A 16,583-nucleotide genomic window follows, 5' to 3' on the forward strand; every position below is an offset into this window, starting at 1 on the left:
CGCCCGAAACACCACCACCGACACCCCCGAACAACAACTCACCACCCTCCTCCACACCGGCGACACCTGGACGATCAGCTAGTCGACCGAGCAGTGCGACGTGGCCGTGCCCCGGGTCGGGGCACGGCCACGTCGGCGTCGGTGGACCGCCGGGTGGGCGGCGGAAGCCCGGGAGGCGGTACGGGTCGGTCAGGAGGGGGTGGCGGTGGCGGTCGGGCGGTCGTCGCGGACGTGCACCAGCATGTCGCCGGTCTCGATCACCGCGCCGGCCCGGTCCGCGAGGGTGACCACCTTGCCCCGGCGTACCAGGGCGATGACCAGGGACTCCAACTCGCGGGGGGACTTGCCGACCTCGTGCCGCTCGGCGGAACGCATCGCCAGCGCCATGCCCTGCCCGGGGGTGAGGAGGTCCTCCACCACGTCGATCAGGGGCGGCGCGGAGGTCGAAAGGCCGAGCAGCCGACCCGCGGTCGCCGAGGACACGATCACGTGGTGCGCGCCGCTCTGCCGCAGCAGCGGAGCGTTCTCGGCCTCCCGTACGGCGGCGATGATGCGAACCTGACCGGCGGTGAGCTGCCGGGTGGTCAGCGCCACCAGCACCGAGGCGTCGTCGCTGTCGGTGGCGATGATGACCGCCTTGGCGTTGCGGACGTGCGCCTCCTCCAGCACCGACGAGCGGGTGGCGGAACCCTCGATGGCGACCAGTCCGGCCGAGGTGGCCTGCCGCAACGCCGTCCCGCTGCGCTCCACCACCACGATCCGGGACTTGTCCAGGCCGTTCTCCAGCAGGGCGGAGACCGCGCTGCGGCCCTTGGTGCCGTAGCCGCAGATGATGACGTGGTCCTTCACGGTTCTCCTCCACCGCCCCAGCCGACGGCCGGTCCGGTACTGCTCGGTCAGGACTTCCAGGGTGGTGCCGACCAGGATGATCAGGAAGATCACCCGGGCCGGGGTGATGAACAGGACGTTCACCAACCGGGCGGACTGGTCGAACGGGGTGATGTCGCCGTACCCGGTGGTGGAGAGGGTGACCACCGCGTAGTAGAAGCAGTCGAGCAGGGTCAGCCCGTTCTCGTCCACGTCGCGGTAGCCGCCACGGTCCAGATAGACCACCGCGACGGTGACCAGGACCAGGCCCAGGGCGGCGGCCAGGCGGAGACTCAACGCGCTGAGCGGACCCCGCCGCTGCGCCGGGAAATGGATCACGGTCGGTCCTGCTCCCCCTGGGTCGCCTGCACGAGCACAACATAGCGGTTGGCAGGCGGACCTACCGGGCGGGTCGCCGAGCCTACCTGCGGTGAACGCCCCCTCACCGTCACGGCGGGCGGTGCCGGGCCCCGGAAACCGGCATGATGGGAGGGTCCCGGGACACCGGCCACGAGGAGGCCCGCATGTCGCTGCTGCGTCGGGTGATCGGTGGCGTACTGCGCCGGGTACGACTGCGTCAGGGCCGTACCCTGCGCGAGGTGGCCGCCGCGGCCGGGGTGTCCCTGCCCTACCTCTCCGAGGTCGAGCGCGGGCGGAAGGAGGCCTCCTCCGAGGTGCTGGCGGCAATCTGCCGGGCGCTCGGGATCAACCTGTCCGACCTGCTCGAAGAGGCCCGTGACGAGCTGCGCCGGGTCGAGCGTCGGGTGCCGGTGCCGCCGGGCGGCAGCCTGGCCCGGTTGGACCGGGTGCCGACCGCCCGCCGCGACGGCACCACCGCCCACCTGTCGGTCGGTCGGCCCACCGTCGGGTTCGGTCGTCCGGGCGGCGGCGTGCCGTCCACCGTCGGGGGTGCCGGGTTCGCGGTGACGAGGGTCGCCACGCCCGTCCGGGTGGTCGCCGTGGCGTCGACCGCCCGCCCCGCTGCGCGTACCGCCGGGGTGCCGGCGCGGCGGTGGGCCCGGACGGGCCGGCGGCGGCTGCCGGTCGGGTAGGCCGGCCGGGTTCTGCCGACGGCGGATCTGCCGGGGGCAGAAAGGCTGGGGCGGTGACCACCCGGCGGCGCAGGCTGGACCCGCCGGTTCCCGGGGCGGAGTGAGGTCGCCCGCCGGCGACGCGGAGGGTGGTCACCATGATCGGGTACGACGTGCGCATGTTGGACGGCGGGCAGCCGGCCTTCGGCGACCAGGTCTTCGAGCGGCTGCTGCGCGAACGCATCATCTTCCTGGGCACCGAGGTCACCGACGCCTCGGCCAACCAGATCTGCGCGCAGATCCTGCTGCTCGCCGCCGAGGACAGCGAGCGGGACATCTACCTCTACATCAACTCGCCGGGTGGTTCGGTCAGCGCCGGCATGGCCGTCTACGACACCATGCGGTACGTCCGCAACGACGTGGCCACCCTGGCGTTGGGGCTGGCCGGCTCGATGGGGCAGTTCCTGCTCTGCGCGGGGGCCACCGGCAAGCGGTTCGCCCTGCCGCACGCGCGGATCATGATGCACCAGCCGTCCGGGGGGTTGGGTGGCACCGCCGCCGACATCACCATCCAGGCGGAGAACATGCTGCACGTGAAGCGGACCATGCAGAGGCTGATCGCCCGGCACAGCGGGCGCACCCTCGACGAGATCCAGGCCGACTGGGACCGGGACCGGTGGTTCACCGCCGAGCAGGCCCGGGAGTACGGCCTGATCGACGAGGTGCTCACCCGGGTCGACCAACTCACCGCCTGACCACGGCCGGACCGGGCATCGGGTGCCGACGGCCGGCGACGGGTGCCGCCGGCCGTCGCCCGCGCGTCGGGTCGGGGTTCCCGGCGGAGGTCCGCCGGGAACCCCGCGCGCTGCCGGTGGCCCGCCGGGGCGGGTGGCCGTGGAACCGACGGCGTCCACAGTCGTCGGACCCGCCCCCTCGCTCGGGTCCGACGCCCGCCTGTCGCACCGCGACGGACGCCCGTCGATGCGGCAGAGCGTAAGCGGTACGAGAGTTCCCGCGTGGCCGAATACGGCGGAGCGCATTTCCCACCAATATCGTTACATCGACGCGGCTCATCGGCCACCGCTGGTCAGCACCACCTTGCCCAACGCCCGTCGCCCCTCCAGGTCGGCGTGCGCGGCAGCCGCCTGCGCCAGCGGGTACGTCGACACCAGCGGACGCCACCAGCCACGACCACCCAGCTCCACCGACCGGGCCGCCAACCCCGCGATCCCACCCGGCCGGTCCCGCAGCCGCTGCCCGAGCCACCCGACGGTCAGGCTGCGCCCCACCAGATCCGCCGTGCCGACCCGGGTCGGCTCCCCCGCCGACCACCCGAACATCACGAACCGGCCGCCCGCCACAGTCGCCTCCAGGGCGGCCCGGCCCACCGCCCCGCCGACCCCGTCGTACACCAGGGTCGGCCCGCCGGTCCGGGCCCGGACCAAGTCCGTCCAGTCCGGCCGGTCGTAGTCGACCACCACCACGTCCGCACCCAGCTCACCGAGCCGGGCCGTCCGGTGGGCACCCCGGGCCGCGGCGACCACCGTCGCGCCCACCGTCCGGGCCGCCTGCACCAGCAGCCAGCCCATCCCACCGGCCGCCGACATCACCAGCACCACGTCGTCCGCCGTGGGCGGCTCCGTCTCGACGACGCCGAGGGCGGTCCGGCCCGTCCCGACCAACGCCACCGCGTCGGCGAACCCCATCCGCTCCGGTACGACGTACAGCGACTCGACCGCGGTCACCGCCTGCTCGGCGTACCCGCCGGGGACCATGCCCAGGTGGGCGACGACCCGCCGGCCCCGCCACGCCCCGTCCACCCCGGCCCCGACCAGGTCGACCGTGCCGGCGACCTCGCGGCCCGGCACCGTCGGCAGCGCCGGCAGCGGCAGCGGGCCACCCGCCTCGCCGCGGCGCAGCGCGGTGTCGAGCAGATGGACCCCGCTGGCCGCCACCGCGATGCGCACCTGCCCGGGGCCGGGTGCCAGGTCGGGCAGGTCGTCGAGGACGAGGTTGGTGGGGGGACCGAACCGGTGGAGGCGAATCGCACGCATGCCCCGATCCGACAACCTGCACCGGACGTGAGGTCAAGAGCCGGGCGGGGGCGGCCCGGCCGACCGGCGTCGACCATCCCGGTCCGGAGGCACCGCCATCCCGCCTTGACCCGTCGGCACCGTCGTGACAGCCTCATCAACAGATCGACGTGCATGACTGGCGAGTCGACGAGGGGGTCGCCGTTGAGCGACACGGACTTCGCCCCGGTGAGCGACCGGGTGTCCACCCTCGCCCGCCGCTTCCCGCACCGGGTGGCCCTGGCCGACCGGACCGGGACGGTCACGTACGCCGAGCTGCAACAGCGGGTGGACACGCTCGCCGCGACGCTGGCCGGGGCCGGAGTCGGGCCGGCGACCATGGTGGCGGTCGTCCTGGAACGCGGCGTCCCCCTCGTCCCGGCTCGTCGCCGAGTTCGGCGAGTACGTGCGCGGGGTCGTCACGGGCGGGTCGGACGCCGCGCTGCTGGCCGACCTGGTCGACCCACCGGACACCGGCACCCGGCTCTCGACCGACGAGTTGGTCAGCCTGACCAGGCTGATGCTGTCGGCGGGGGTCGAGGCCCCGGCGACCGTGCTCGGCCGGGCGATGCTGCGGCTGCTGGGGGACGACGCCGCCGACTGGCGGGCGTTCGTCAGGCGGCGGACCGACCCCACGGCCATGGCCGACGAGCTGCTCCGCCTGGTGTACGCCGGCGACGTGGCCGCCCTGCGGACCGCGACCACCGACCTGGCGCTGCCCTCCGGGACCGTGCCCCGGGGCACCGCGGTGCTCCTCGCCTGGATCTCCGCGCTGCACGACCCGGCGGTCTACCGGCAGCCGGAGGCGCTCCTGCCGCACCGCGACGGCCCGAAGTTCGTCGGGTTCGGCGGGGGTCGCCACTACTGCCCGGGTCGGCGGCTCGGTCGGGCGATCCTGGCCGTGGGGCTGGACCGGCTGCGGGCCCGGTTGCCCGGTCTGCGCCTCGCCACCGACGGGCCGTTCCCCATCGCGGAGCGGGAGGTGGGCGGGATGGTCACCACGCTGCCGGTGCGCTGGTAGCGCCGGACCCCACGTCGGCCGCCCCGGGCAGGTGGTCGGCGAGCGCGGTGAACTGCGCCCGGGTCAGGTACGACGGGTTGGCCGCCTGCGGCTGGCGGAACACCTCCAGGCCGGCCAGCCGGGGATCGGCGCGCAACCGGTCCCGGTGCAGCCGGCGGGGTCCGGGCAGCACGGTCAGGTCCAGCGGCACCGTCCAGGGTGCCCCGGGTTCCCCGCCGGGTACCGGCTCACCGGTGAGCCGGCCGATCCCCCAGACGCCGTAGGGCAACCGTCCCCGGCTGCCGCTGGCCCAGAACACCACGGGCTGACCGGCCCGCATCAGCCGGGCCCGGTAGCCGGGGCGGACGCACCAGCCCGTCACCCGGGGGTCCCGGGCGAACCGGCCGGCGAGGTCGACCAGGTCGGCGTTGCCCTTGATCAGCCAGGCGCCCAGGTCGTCGTGGGTCACCCGCCGCCCGTCGGCGCGTCCGTCCGGCACGTCCAGCCCTCCCGAGCGTCAGATCAGCCCCTCCCGGACCGCGTACGCTACCGCGTGCGTGCGGTTGCGGAGCTGGAACCGGCTGGTGATGTCGTGCAGCACGTTCTTGACGGTCCGCTCCGAGTAGCTCAACCGGGTCGCCACCTCCCGGGTGTCCATCCCGTCCGCCACCAGCCGCAGGATCTCGCTCTCCCGCACCGAGAGCCCGTTGACGTCGATGCCACGCGGGGCGAGCACCGTCTGCTGGAGCCGGGTCACCTGCTTGACCAGCAGCCCGAGCACCTCCGGGGGCATCGCCGCGCCACCGGAGGCGGTGCTGACCACGAGCTGGGCCAGCCGGTGACCGGTCGCCTCGGTACGCGAGGCGAGGGCGCGTACCCCCAGCTCCACCGCGGGGATCAGCGCCGAGTCCGACTCGACGGCGGCGACCAGCACGAACCGTCGGCAGCCCAGCCGGCGTACGGCCCGGAGCACGTCGAGCGTGCCGTGGTCGAGGGTGTCGGCGGCGACCACGCCGACGGTCTCGGCGGTGATCATCTGCGCGGGCACGACCTCGATCTCGGCCCGGCCGCGCAGCGCTGCGGTGATGCCGGCCGTGGAGATCGGGTCGGGGGTACGGATGTAGGTCTGGGCACGTCCGTTCATGGCGGTTCCTTAGCTTCCGGGCTGAGTCGAGCGTCAGCTGCCAGGCTGCCGTTCAGCAGGGGGACAGGATCGGTGGTCCGGAGGCCGGTGCCGTGCGGTTCCGTGACCGGGGGCAAGTCGCTTCGCCGAGGTGGACACCGGCCAGCGGGTGGTGGCCGTGTCCGTGGTCCACGGTAGAGACGGCGGCCGGCCACGCACTGGAGGCCGACTGGACGCCATCGAATCGACATCCTTGCCAGGCGGCAACGTTTTGAGCTGCTCAAATACACGACCGTCCAAAAGTGAGCCGCCGGAGCACCGGCAGAACCGGCAGAACCGTTGCCCCGACGGGCGACCGCTGGTGCCCGATCGGCAGGTTTCGCCGGTGTGTCACCCGGTGAATGAGTGTCGAAGATCATGGTCATCCGACCGGTCAACCGGCAGAATCATGTGCTGGCCGCGCTGGTGGGAAGGACGCGCAGCCATGACAGGGAGGCCCGTTGATGGCCGACAGCGGTGGTGAGATCCGACGACGACGACTGGGTGCCGGGTTGACCCAGGAGCAGTTGGCCGAACGGGCAGGAATCAGTGTCCGGGCGGTGCGCGACATCGAACAGGGCCGGGTCCGCAACCCCCGGGCCGAATCCCTCCGACGCATCGCCGACGCCGTCGGGCTACCCCACCTGGAGCCGCCCGGCCCCGCGCCACCCGCCGCGTCGGCACCCACCCTCCGCATCGACGTGCTCGGCCCGCTACGCATCCAGATCGGGGCCGAACCGGTCGCGCTCGGCGCCAACCGGCAACGGATGCTGCTCGGCCTGCTCGCCCTGCACCCGGACACGATCGTGTCCCGCCACGAGATCGTCGACGTGCTCTGGGGCCACGACCCGCCGGACAGCTGCCTCAACCTCGTGCACACCTACGTCGCCCGGCTGCGCCGGGTGCTGGACCGGCCCGGGAACACCGGCACCACCATCACCCACGTCGGTGGCGGCTACCGGCTCCGGGTCGACCCCACCCAGCTCGACCTGACCGAGTTCGCCACCGTGATCGAACGCGCCGAGGGCAGCGTCGCGGGCGACCTGGCCAGCCTGGACCGGCTGGCCGGCGCACTGGCGCTGTGGCGCGGGCCGGTCCTGGCCGACGCGGCACCGGGCCTGGCCCAGCACCCGACCGCCGTCGCCCTGAACCGACGCCGCATCGCCACCGCCGTCACCTACGCGACGCTCGCCGTCGACCTGGGACTGCCCGACCGGGCGGTCCGGGAGCTGCACGCGGTGGCCCGGCACGAACCACTGCACGAACAGGTGCACGCCCGGCTCATGCTCGCCCTCGCCGCCTGCGGCCAGCAGGCCCGTGCGCTGACGCTGCACCGCAAGCTGCGGGACCGCCTCGCCGAGCAGCTCGGCGTGGAACCCGGCCCGGAACTGCGCGAGGCACAGCTGCGCATCCTGCGCCAGGACCTGCCCCGGGTGGCCGCCCGCCCGGCGGCCGGCGACGCCCCGGCCGTACGCCCCGGGGCCGCACCGCACCGGCCCGAGGGGTCGCCCTCGGCCCGCCCGCCCAGCCACCGCCCGCCGGCACAACTACCCCCCGACGTCGCCTACTTCACCGGGCGCGACACCCAGATGGCCGCGCTCGACGCGCTGCTGACCGGGGAGACCGCGACCCGGGGGCCGGTGGTCATCTCCGCCATCACCGGGATGGCCGGGGTCGGCAAGACCGCCCTGGCGGTGCACTGGGCCCACCGGGCACGTCGGCACTTCCCGGACGGGCAGCTCTACGTCAACCTGCGGGGCTACTCGACGGCCAGCCCGGTACGCGAGGAGGAGGCCCTGGCCGGGTTCCTGCACGCGCTCGGGGTGCCGGCCGAGCAGGTGCCGGTCGACGCCGGGCAGGCCGCCGCGCTGCTGCGTACCATGCTGGACGGTCGCCGGATGCTGGTGGTGCTGGACAACGCCGCCAGCGCCGACCAGGTGCGCCCGCTGCTGCCGGGCAGCGCCGGCTGCCTGGCGTTGATCACCAGCCGGGACCGGCTCAGCGGGCTCGTCGCGGTCGACGGCGCGCGCCGCATCGACCTCGACGTGCTCACCGCCGCCGAGGCCGGCACCCTGCTCACCCGGATCATCCCGACCGAGCGGGTCACCCGCGCCACCGAGATCGCCGAGCTGGCGACGGTCTGCGCCCGGCTGCCGCTGGCCCTGCGGATCGCCGCCGCCAACCTGATCGACCAGCCCGACCAGTCGATCAGCGCGCACACCGCCCGGCTGACCGCCGGCAACCAGCTCGCCGACCTGCGCATCGAGGGCGACGACCAAGCGGCCGTCCGGGCGGCGTTCGACCTGTCGTACGCCGCCCTGCCCGCCCCGGCGCGGCGGCTGTTCCGGCTGCTGGGCACGGCACCCGGGACGGACGTCACGGTGGCCGCCGCCGCCGCGCTGGCCGGGATCGACGAGCCGGTGGCCGCCCGCGAGCTGGACCGGCTCGCCGCCGCGCACCTCGTCGGGCAGGTGGCTCCCGGCCGGTACACGTTCCACGACCTGCTGCGGCTCTACGCCCGGGAACGCGCCACCGCCGAGGACCCGGGGCCGGAGCTGCGGGCCGCCACCAGGCGTCTGTACGGCTGGTACCGGCAACGCACCGAGGCCGCCGCCGTCGCCGTCTACCCGCACCTGGTGCGGTTGCCGCCCGACGGGACCGGGCCGGCCGCCGGGGCGTCGCCGTTCCCCACCTCCACCGGCGCGATGTCCTGGCTGGAGGAGGAGCACACCAACCTGATGCGGGTGATCGCGCACGCCGCCGAGAACGACGCCGACCCGGCCGCCTGGCGGATCCCGGACGCGCTGCGCGGCTACTTCCAGTTCCGCCCGCACAGCGACGGCCTGGTCGCCGCGACCAGCGCGTTGCGCGCCGCGCAGCAGGCCGGCGACCACGCCGGTGAGGCCGCGAGCCGGCTCGGGCTGGCCAGCCTGCACCTGCGTCGCGGCGAGTACGCGGTGGGCCTGTCCCACGCCACCGCGATGATCGACGCGGCGCACCGGGCGGCCTGGCCGGAGGGCCTGGCGGCGGCGTACGGCACCTGCGGGCTGGTGCACCTGCGGGCCGGCCGGCTGGCCGAGGGGGCCGAGCTGACCCGGCTCGCGGTGAGCATCCACGAACGCCTCGGCGGCCCGGAACGGCTCAGCACCAGCCTCGGCAACCTCGGGGTGATCTACCGGGACATGGGACGGCTCCGCGAGGCCGCCGAGGTGTTCCGGCAGGCGTTGACGTTGACCCGCAGCACCGGGATGTGGATGAGCACCGGGATCAGCCTGAGCAACCTGGGCGAGGTGCAGCACGCCCTCGGCCAGCACGACGAGGCCCTCGACCACCTGCGGGAGGCGCTGGAGCTGAGCCGGCGCACCGGCTACCGGCCGACCGAGACGGAGAGCCTGCGCCGGCTGGCGGCGCTGCGCGCGCAGACCGGTGACCTGGGCCCGGCGACCGAGCTGGCCCACGCCGCGCTGGCCCTCGCCGACCTGATCGGCGATCCCGCCCAGCAGGCCGCCGCCCGTAACGTGCTGGGCGCGATCCACCTGCGCAACGGTGACCCGGCCGCGACGACCGAACACCGGCGGGCGCTCGAACTCGCCCGCGCCGGCGGGGCCCGGGGTGAGGAGGTCGAGGCGCTCATCGGGCTGGCCGAGGTGCACCGGGACACCGATCCGACGGAGGCGGTCGCGCTGGCCAGGCAGGCCCGCGCGGTCGCCCGCGCCGCCGGCTACCGGGTGTGGGAGGGGCACGCGCTGATGGTGGCGGCCGAGGCGTTGCGGGCCACCGGCCCGGTGACCGCCGCCCGCACCGCCGAGGAGGCGTTGGCGACCCACCGGGAGACCGGTCACCTGCTCGGCCAGGTCCGCGCGCTGCGGCTGCTGGTCGCGCTCGGCGCGGACGGCGGCGTCGACGCGGCCGCGCAGGCGACGTACCGGCGGGAGATCGCCGAGTTGTCCCGGCGGCTGCGGCCCGCCCGCGACGAGGACCTGCCGGTCAGCCCGTGACGGTGAACCGGCGGCGGCTCTCGTCGTCCAGCGGGGTCAGGGTCGGTCGGCCGGCGGAGTCCACGTCGAACGCCAGCCGGCCCTCGACCGCGCCGGTGTCGTCCTGGTGCGACGCGTGCCAGCCGATCCGTAGTCGCGGCGGGTGGTCGTCGCCGCCCGGTTCCCAGTCGGGGGTGAGGACCAGTCGCGTCCACGACCCGGTGCTGTTGCGCACGGCCTGCGGGCCGGGCCCGCCGTCGGCCCCGGACACCAGGAGCGCGACCTGCCGCAGGCCGGTGTGCCGCCGCCCCCGGTGCCACAGCACCGGCCACGCCTCCCGGTCGGCCGTCGGGTCGTCGCCGTAGTAGGCGTCGACGTGCGCATCGTCCCCGGGGGGCCGGTGGGCGGTGCCACGGTCGACCCCGGGCGGCGCGACCAGGAAACGGTGCATGGTGAACCGGAACGCCAGCAGCAGCCGGACGTGACCGGCCCGGCCCGGCCCCCGGTCGGCCCGGTAGGCCAGCAGCAACGCGCCGGGTTCCGGGGCCGCCGGGTCCAGCATCGCCGTCCGCTGCTCACCGGCCGCGTCGCGGACCGTCAGCGTCTGCGGGCCGTCCAGCCCGTCGAAGCCGGTCACCACGACGGTGTCGTCGGCGTACGGCGTCAGCCGGGGCGCGGCCGGCTCGGCCGGGGCGGCGGTGAGCCCGGTCGCGTGCCACACCGGGCGGGCCCCGCCGGGTCGCCGGGCGTCGGCCGGGGGCACCGACGGCCGGTCGTGCACCCCGGCGTCGACAGGGGTGACGAGGAAGTGGGTCCGAGTCTCCAGGGACCGGTCGGCCACCTCGAAGAGCCCGTCGCTGTGCACCAGGAACGACCCCACCTCGTCGTGTTCCGGGGTCAGCGGCACCCCGTCGACGGTGGTCCGCTCGTGGTGCACCCGGTAGCCGACCCGGACCGCCGGCATCGTCCCGTGGCCGGCCTCCAGCCGGGCGGTGAACACCAGCGAACCCACCTCGTTGAACTTGTTGAACGGGTTGCGGCCGGCCGTGACGGCGTGCGGTGACACGCTCAGGTCGGCGACGCCCCAGCAGGGGAAGGACGCCAGCGCGGCCTGCCGGGACGACGCCGGGCCGGCCCCGACGTCGGCGGGCACGTAGTCGAAGGTGGTGAACCGGACCAGCAGGTCCACGCAGACCCGCTTCGGGCCGGTCGGCCCGCCCCGCCGGCGCAGGTAGCGCAGCCAGTACGAGTGCCGCCGCTGCTGCTCGCCCCGCACCATGCCGGTGCCGGCGAGGTAGGGCTGCGCCGGGGTGACCAGGTCCCGCAGGGTCGCCTGCTCGGGGAAGCCGGCACCGGCGAACCCGGTCACCGTGAAGGCGTCGCCCACCGGTGGGTCGGGTCGGTAGCCGACCAGCCGCATCCGACTCGGCACGGTGTCCTCCGCTCAGTTCGTCACGGTCAGGTGCCGGTAGGTCTGCTCGTCGCCGAAGCGGACCAGCGGCCCGCCGGAGGCGTCCACGGTGATCAGGAACGTGCCGCCGAGCGGGGTGCCGGGGCCCGTGGTCGGGGCCACCGCCACCTCCGACCAGCGGACGAGCAGGCCCGGCAGGTCGCCGTCCGGGCCGTCGTACCACTCGGGGACGAACCGCAGCCGGGAGCCGACCGTCCCGGGCGGGCCGGGGTCGGCGTCGTCGGGCAGCGGACGCAGTGACACGTCGGCGAACCCGGGGTGCCGGCGGCCGTGGTGGAAGACCACGGCGTCGGCGAACTCGTTCGACTCGACCAGGTACGAGCAGGTGAGCAGGCGCAACGCGAGGCGGGCCCGGACCCGGCCGGCCCGCGGGCCCTCGGCCGGGTCGCCGGGCCGGGCGTACTCCACGATCATGCCGTCGTCCCGGGTGTCGACGCCCATCGACGCGCGGTGCCAGCGCGGATGCCCCTCGTGCCACACCTCGATCTGCGGCGGGCCGGCCACCCGCTCGAATCCCTGCACCTCGACCGCGCCCCGGCGGGCCCGGCCGGTCAGCACCCGCATGGCGGTCACCGGCGGCGGGACGGTGACGCCTGTCGCCCGGTAGACGGTGAGGCTGCGGGTGGGCGGCGGGTCGGCCCCGACCAGCGGCCGCCCGTGCACCGCGCCGCCGACCGGGACCAGCCGCCACGACGAGGGCCCGGACGCCGGTTCCAGCGTGATCCCGCCGTCGCTGTGCACGGTCAGCGCCCCGGTCTCCTGGTGGCCCGGGGCGACCGCCGGGCCGAGCACCTGGTTCTCCGCGTGCCGGACCCGGTACCCGATCCGGATCGCCGGCACCGGGGCACCGGTGCCGGCGGCGGGGGCGAACACCATCGTCGGCTCGAAGACGAGGTGGCCGGGGTCGTTGAACTTGTTGAACGGGTTCCGGCCGCCGGCACCGGTGTCCCGTAGCGAGATGCTCAGGTCCTCGATCCCCCACAGTCCTGGCAGCGGTGGCGCGGAACGGGGCGAGTACCGGTCGGTGCCGGGACGGGGCTGGTAGGGGAAGGTGCCGAACCGGATCAGGAACTCCGCCGCGACCAGCTTGCGGCCCCCCGGCCCCTGGTAGCGGTAGCGCAGCCAGTAGCAGTGCCGGTGGGTCCGGGTGCCCCGGTCCAGCCACACCGCGCCGTCGAACCGGTCGGGCCACAGTTCGTCGGCGAGGAACTCCCCGACCGGCAGGCCGGCGTCCCGGAAGCCGGTCACGGCGAACCGGTTGCCGGACAGCTCCTCCGGCTCGTACTCGATGCTGGTCACGGGGTGACGTCCCTGCTCGACCGGTCGACGGGCCCCGGGCGCGACGATGGCCGGTCGGTCCATCGGGCCCGCCGGTGCCGGGCCGGGAGCCGCTGGTCGCGCGCTCCCGGCCCGGCACCGGTCGGATCACACCAGTTTGTACTCGCGGGCCAGGTACTGGAACTTCTCGACGGTCAGCACCGTGGCCAGGACCCGCTGGTCGGCCACCGAGAGGTCGTCCACCTCGTCGTCGACCACCCGGTCGAGCACCTCCCGGGCGGCCTCCGGGTCGAGGTCGACGAGCGGCTCCGGCGTCGGCCCGACCGGCTCGACATGGTCGGCCGGCCCGACCTGGTCGCCGGGTTCCGGTTGCCCGGTGGGGTACGCCGACCCGTCCGGCCCGTGTTCCTGCTGCTGGTAGCCGTCCTGGTCGTGCTGGTCGTAGGGCTGCCCGTCCTGGTCGTAGCCGTGCTGGTCGTAGCCGTCCTGGTCGGCGGCCTGCTCGTAGCCGTCCTGTTCGGCGGCCTGGTGCGCGGCGGCGATCCAGTTCTGGGTCACCGAGTCGATCACCCGGGCCATCTCCGTCGCCGGCTCCCCCAGCTCGTCGACGGCGAAGATCTGCACCGGCGGGAAGGCGCTGGCGTGGTGGTAGACGGTGTCGTAGAAGTCGGCCAGCCAGCCGTTGCGCTGGTACCACCCGGGGTCGCCCCAGCCCTGCCCGAGCAGGTCCGGCACCTGCTCCCAGCCGGCCTCCGGCTGCCCGGCGAGGATGCCGTGCGCGCTGACCGCCGCCCAGCTCAGATAGGCGTACGCGTCGTCGAGGCTGGCCGGGCCGGTGGTGTCGAAGGTCTCCGGATAGTTCATCGGTCGTCTCTCCCTCAGCCCGTGACGGTGAAGTACTTGTTGCTGTCGGCGTCGAGCAGGCGGAGCACCGGGCTGCCGGACGGGTCGGTCCCGAGCCGGAACCGGCCCTTGTTGCTGTGCTGGCGGGACCGCCCGTCGGCACCGGCGTGCTCGGCCGTCCAGTCGATGCGTAGCTGCACCCCGACCTGGCCCGGCACCTCCTCGACGTACGGCCCGAAGAACAGCGTCGACTCCTCGTGGTGCCGGTTCTTGACCGCGTCGACGTCGTACTCCCGGCCCTTCTCGCCGACCACCACCGGATCGCCGTGTCCCACCTCCAGCACCCGCAGCGAGACGTTGCGGAAGGCGGTGTAGCGGACCCCGCCCACGTAGACGATCTGCCGGTGGCCGCCGTCGGGCGCGGTGACGTACGGGACCATGGTGAACCGCAGCAGCAGCAACGCTTTGATCTTGGTGCGGACCTTCCGGCCCAGCACCGCGCCGTCGCGGACGTACTCCAGCCGCAGCGACGTCTCGTGGCCCTCGTCGTCCGCCGCCGTGGCGACCACCGGCGGTTGACCGTCGTTGTGGACGGTGACGGTGTTCGGGCCGTCCATCCGCTCGAAGCCGATCACCTTCATGCCCTTGTGCTCGTGCGGGTCGAGCATCCGGCCGCCGTGGTCGATCCCACCCAGCTCGATGCGTTGGGCCCTGAGCACGCCCGTCGTGACCGGCTGGCCGTCCTCGTCGTCCGGCACGACCCGGGTCGGGCGGTCGTGCACGCTGCCGCTGAGCGGGGTGATCCGGAAGTGCTTCTCGGTCCGCCCCTCCCCCGGGTTGATCTCGAAGCTGCCGTTGCTGTGCACCAGGAACGCGCCGACGTCGTTGTGGCTCAACCCGAGGGGCGCGCCCAGCAGGTTCTTCGCCTGGTGCTGCACCCGGTAGTTGATCCGCAGGTGGGGCATGCCGTCGTTGACGGCGGCCACGTCGAAGGTCAGGCTGCCGGACTCGTTGAACTTGTTGAACGGGTTCCGCCCCCGGCCGGTCGCCATCAGCGACACGCTCAGGTCGGTGATCCCCCAGAGCGGGTAGTCGCGCAGGATCGCCCGCTCCTGCGCGGTCGGGCCACCCTCACCGTCCTTCGGTACGTAGTCGAAGGTCGTGAAGCGCACCAGCAGCTCCACGCAGACCCGCTTCTTGTCGGTGACCCCGATGCCCCGCCGCAGGTAGCGCAGCCAGTAGACGTGCTGCCGGGACTGGCCGCCCTGGACCATGACGAGCTGGCCGTGCGCGATCGGCACCGGTGAGATCAACTGGTTCAGCGGCACCTCGGTCCGGAACCCGGCGTTGCTGAACCCGTTGACCTGGAACACCCCGTCCGTCAACCCCTTGGCCTGCCCCTGCGCGAACCCGATCATGTTCGCGGTGGTGTTCAGGGCGATGGCGACTTCTGTCACGGATACACCTCCGACGTGGGACCGTCGGGCCGGTCGGCCGACGGTGGTGGTGGTTGTCGGGTGCCGCCGCCGGGGCCCGGTGCCCCGACGTCACCCGCTGCCCGGCGACCGCTCACTCCCGGGCGAAGAACTCGAACTCGCTGACCGTCACGTCGGTGCCCTTCTCGGCCCGGTGCACGTCGGTGACCTGGATCTGCACGCTGGTGACCCCGTCGGCTTCGTCGAGGCTCAAGGTCTGGGGCTCCCCGGTGTCCTCGACGGTGAGGGTGTCCGACCGGTTGGTGGAGTAGACGAGGTGCAGGGTCATCGGCCGGTGGGTCGCGGTGTAGTCCTCGGCCGTGCCGGCGGTGACGATCAGCCGCTCCAGGTCGACCTTCGCCGCGAAGCGCAGGGTGACCGTCGGCGGTTTCTCCTTGTCCCAGCGCACCTGCCAGTGCGTGTTGCGGTACTGGTCGACGCTCAGTTCCGGCCCGTGGTCGCGGACCGACGCACCGCCGGTGACCTGCACCGGCCGGACCGCCACGAACCGGGGGTTGATCTTCCGGTCGGCCCAGTCCCGCGCCCCGGTCACCGGCCCGGACACCGCCCCGTTGATCCGCTCCCGCAGCGGCGGGTAGATCAGGTACGCCACCCCGATCGCGAAGAGCAGCACCGCGGCGACCGCGTTCGACCGCTGGTAGATCGCGTGCAGCACGCCCCCGACCCCACCCGGTCGGCCGCCGCCGGGCGCGCCCGGACGGGTCCCGGCCGCGGTGACCCGGGGGCCGCGGCGCGGCAGCAGGCGCTGCCACCAGCGTCGACGCACCACCTGGGCGGTCCGCAGCGAGTCGCCGCACCGGCTACAGAACCGGCGGGTCGGCGCGTTGCCCTCGCCGCACTCGCCGCAGATCAGGTCGCCGGGTTGCCGTCGCCGGGTGGACGCCCTCGCACCGACGGTGGCCACCCGGGGCCGGACCGCCTGCGGGCTGACCTCGTCGGGCTCGACGGTCGCGGCGGCGGCCCGGGAGCCGACCCGCCCCCCGGTGGCCGGCGCGCCGGGCAGCACGGAGTCGACCGACCCGTCGGCGGCGACCAGGGCGCTGGTGTGCGGCGCGGCACGCGTGTCGCGCCGGGGCGGGAAGGCCGGACGACCGGAGACCTGGGTGGCCCCGTCGGCCGGCGCGGCCGGTGGTCTCGGGGCGGTCGGCAGCTTCGCCCCGGCCACCCCGGGCGGAGGGGGCGGCAGCCGGCGCGGCGTCCCGGCGGCGGTCGGGACGATGTCCGGCGCACCGGCCGGGGCTCCGGACCCGTCGTCGGCCGCCGGGTCCACTCCGGACGGACCGGGGCGGACGCCCGGCGGCACGGTGCGGGCCGCCCGGTCCGGCAGCCGGGCCGCCGGCACCCCCGGCGGCGGCGGTGGCAGCCGGCGTGGCGGCGTCGACACCT

At 74.6% G+C, this 16,583-nt stretch carries 13 protein-coding genes and 1 pseudogene; 5 read left to right on the plus strand and 9 right to left on the minus strand.

Going from position 1 to position 16,583, the window contains the following annotated elements; translation table 11 throughout:
* Positions 1–189: 189 nt before the first annotated feature.
* Entirely contained in the window at positions 190–1,206 is a 1,017-nt protein-coding gene (locus B5D80_RS31360; RefSeq protein ID WP_088647548.1) for a potassium channel family protein, read from the minus strand.
* A 185-nt stretch (positions 1,207–1,391) separates the two neighbouring features.
* Here B5D80_RS31360 and B5D80_RS31365 point away from each other — a divergent pair, with 185 nt between their 5' ends.
* A complete protein-coding gene (locus B5D80_RS31365; protein ID WP_088647549.1) occupies positions 1,392–1,919 on the plus strand; it encodes a helix-turn-helix domain-containing protein in 528 nt (175 codons plus the stop codon).
* A gap of 137 nt (positions 1,920–2,056) precedes the next feature.
* Entirely contained in the window at positions 2,057–2,653 is a 597-nt protein-coding gene (locus B5D80_RS31370) for an ATP-dependent Clp protease proteolytic subunit (protein ID WP_088647559.1), read from the plus strand.
* Positions 2,654–2,968: 315 nt separating this feature from the next.
* Here B5D80_RS31370 and B5D80_RS31375 read toward each other — a convergent pair whose 3' ends face one another.
* Positions 2,969–3,952, minus strand: coding sequence for a zinc-binding dehydrogenase (locus B5D80_RS31375; RefSeq protein WP_088647550.1), 984 nt, complete (start codon positions 3,950–3,952; stop codon positions 2,969–2,971).
* Positions 3,953–4,105: 153 nt separating this feature from the next.
* Here B5D80_RS31375 and B5D80_RS35170 point away from each other — a divergent pair.
* Both B5D80_RS35170 and B5D80_RS31380 read left to right on the plus strand, forming a co-directional pair.
* Positions 4,106–4,333, plus strand: a pseudogene (locus B5D80_RS35170) (AMP-binding protein); the annotation flags it as partial.
* 43 nt (positions 4,334–4,376) lie between these two features.
* Complete coding sequence (locus B5D80_RS31380) at positions 4,377–4,991, plus strand: cytochrome P450 (protein WP_088647551.1); 615 nt, start codon at positions 4,377–4,379, stop codon at positions 4,989–4,991.
* Here B5D80_RS31380 and B5D80_RS31385 read toward each other — a convergent pair.
* Together B5D80_RS31385 and B5D80_RS31390 are read right to left on the minus strand one after the other, a co-directional pair.
* Positions 4,966–5,469 (minus strand): EVE domain-containing protein, encoded by a 504-nt coding sequence (locus tag B5D80_RS31385; RefSeq protein WP_169733132.1) that lies wholly within the window; start codon positions 5,467–5,469, stop codon positions 4,966–4,968. The genes B5D80_RS31380 and B5D80_RS31385 overlap by 26 nt on opposite strands.
* A gap of 18 nt (positions 5,470–5,487) precedes the next feature.
* A complete protein-coding gene (locus B5D80_RS31390) occupies positions 5,488–6,114 on the minus strand; it encodes a helix-turn-helix transcriptional regulator (RefSeq protein WP_088647552.1) in 627 nt (208 codons plus the stop codon).
* A gap of 482 nt (positions 6,115–6,596) precedes the next feature.
* Here B5D80_RS31390 and B5D80_RS34945 point away from each other — a divergent pair, with 482 nt between their 5' ends.
* Positions 6,597–10,130, plus strand: coding sequence for a BTAD domain-containing putative transcriptional regulator (locus tag B5D80_RS34945; protein ID WP_088647553.1), 3,534 nt, complete (start codon positions 6,597–6,599; stop codon positions 10,128–10,130).
* Here the strand turns inward: B5D80_RS34945 and B5D80_RS31400 are convergent.
* From B5D80_RS31400 to B5D80_RS33565, 5 genes are all read right to left on the minus strand, one after another.
* Complete coding sequence (locus tag B5D80_RS31400; RefSeq protein WP_144081822.1) at positions 10,120–11,541, minus strand: hypothetical protein; 1,422 nt, start codon at positions 11,539–11,541, stop codon at positions 10,120–10,122. The two genes, B5D80_RS34945 and B5D80_RS31400, sit on opposite strands and share 11 nt — an antisense overlap.
* A 12-nt stretch (positions 11,542–11,553) precedes the next feature.
* Positions 11,554–12,879, minus strand: a complete 1,326-nt coding sequence (locus B5D80_RS31405) for a hypothetical protein (RefSeq protein ID WP_088647555.1) — start codon at positions 12,877–12,879, stop codon at positions 11,554–11,556.
* Between the two features lie 126 nt (positions 12,880–13,005).
* A complete protein-coding gene (locus B5D80_RS31410; RefSeq protein WP_088647556.1) occupies positions 13,006–13,722 on the minus strand; it encodes a hypothetical protein in 717 nt (238 codons plus the stop codon).
* A 14-nt stretch (positions 13,723–13,736) separates the two neighbouring features.
* Positions 13,737–15,158, minus strand: coding sequence for a hypothetical protein (locus B5D80_RS31415; protein WP_088647557.1), 1,422 nt, complete (start codon positions 15,156–15,158; stop codon positions 13,737–13,739).
* 112 nt (positions 15,159–15,270) lie between these two features.
* Positions 15,271–16,583: zinc ribbon domain-containing protein (locus B5D80_RS33565; protein ID WP_158224277.1), on the minus strand; the 1,313-nt coding region annotated here is incomplete at its 5' end.

The sequence above is a fragment of the Micromonospora wenchangensis genome, assembly GCF_002210435.1.
Lineage (GTDB): Bacteria > Actinomycetota > Actinomycetes > Mycobacteriales > Micromonosporaceae > Micromonospora > Micromonospora wenchangensis.

Coding starts and splice junctions, on each gene's coding strand:
- B5D80_RS31410 (WP_088647556.1), bottom strand. CDS start 13,722: ATGAACTATCCGGAGACCTTCGACACCACCGGCCCGGCCAGCCTCGAC.
- B5D80_RS34945 (WP_088647553.1), top strand. CDS start 6,597: ATGGCCGACAGCGGTGGTGAGATCCGACGACGACGACTGGGTGCCGGG.
- B5D80_RS31375 (WP_088647550.1), bottom strand. CDS start 3,952: ATGCGTGCGATTCGCCTCCACCGGTTCGGTCCCCCCACCAACCTCGTC.
- B5D80_RS31390 (WP_088647552.1), bottom strand. CDS start 6,114: ATGAACGGACGTGCCCAGACCTACATCCGTACCCCCGACCCGATCTCC.
- B5D80_RS31365 (WP_088647549.1), top strand. CDS start 1,392: ATGTCGCTGCTGCGTCGGGTGATCGGTGGCGTACTGCGCCGGGTACGA.
- B5D80_RS31370 (WP_088647559.1), top strand. CDS start 2,057: ATGATCGGGTACGACGTGCGCATGTTGGACGGCGGGCAGCCGGCCTTC.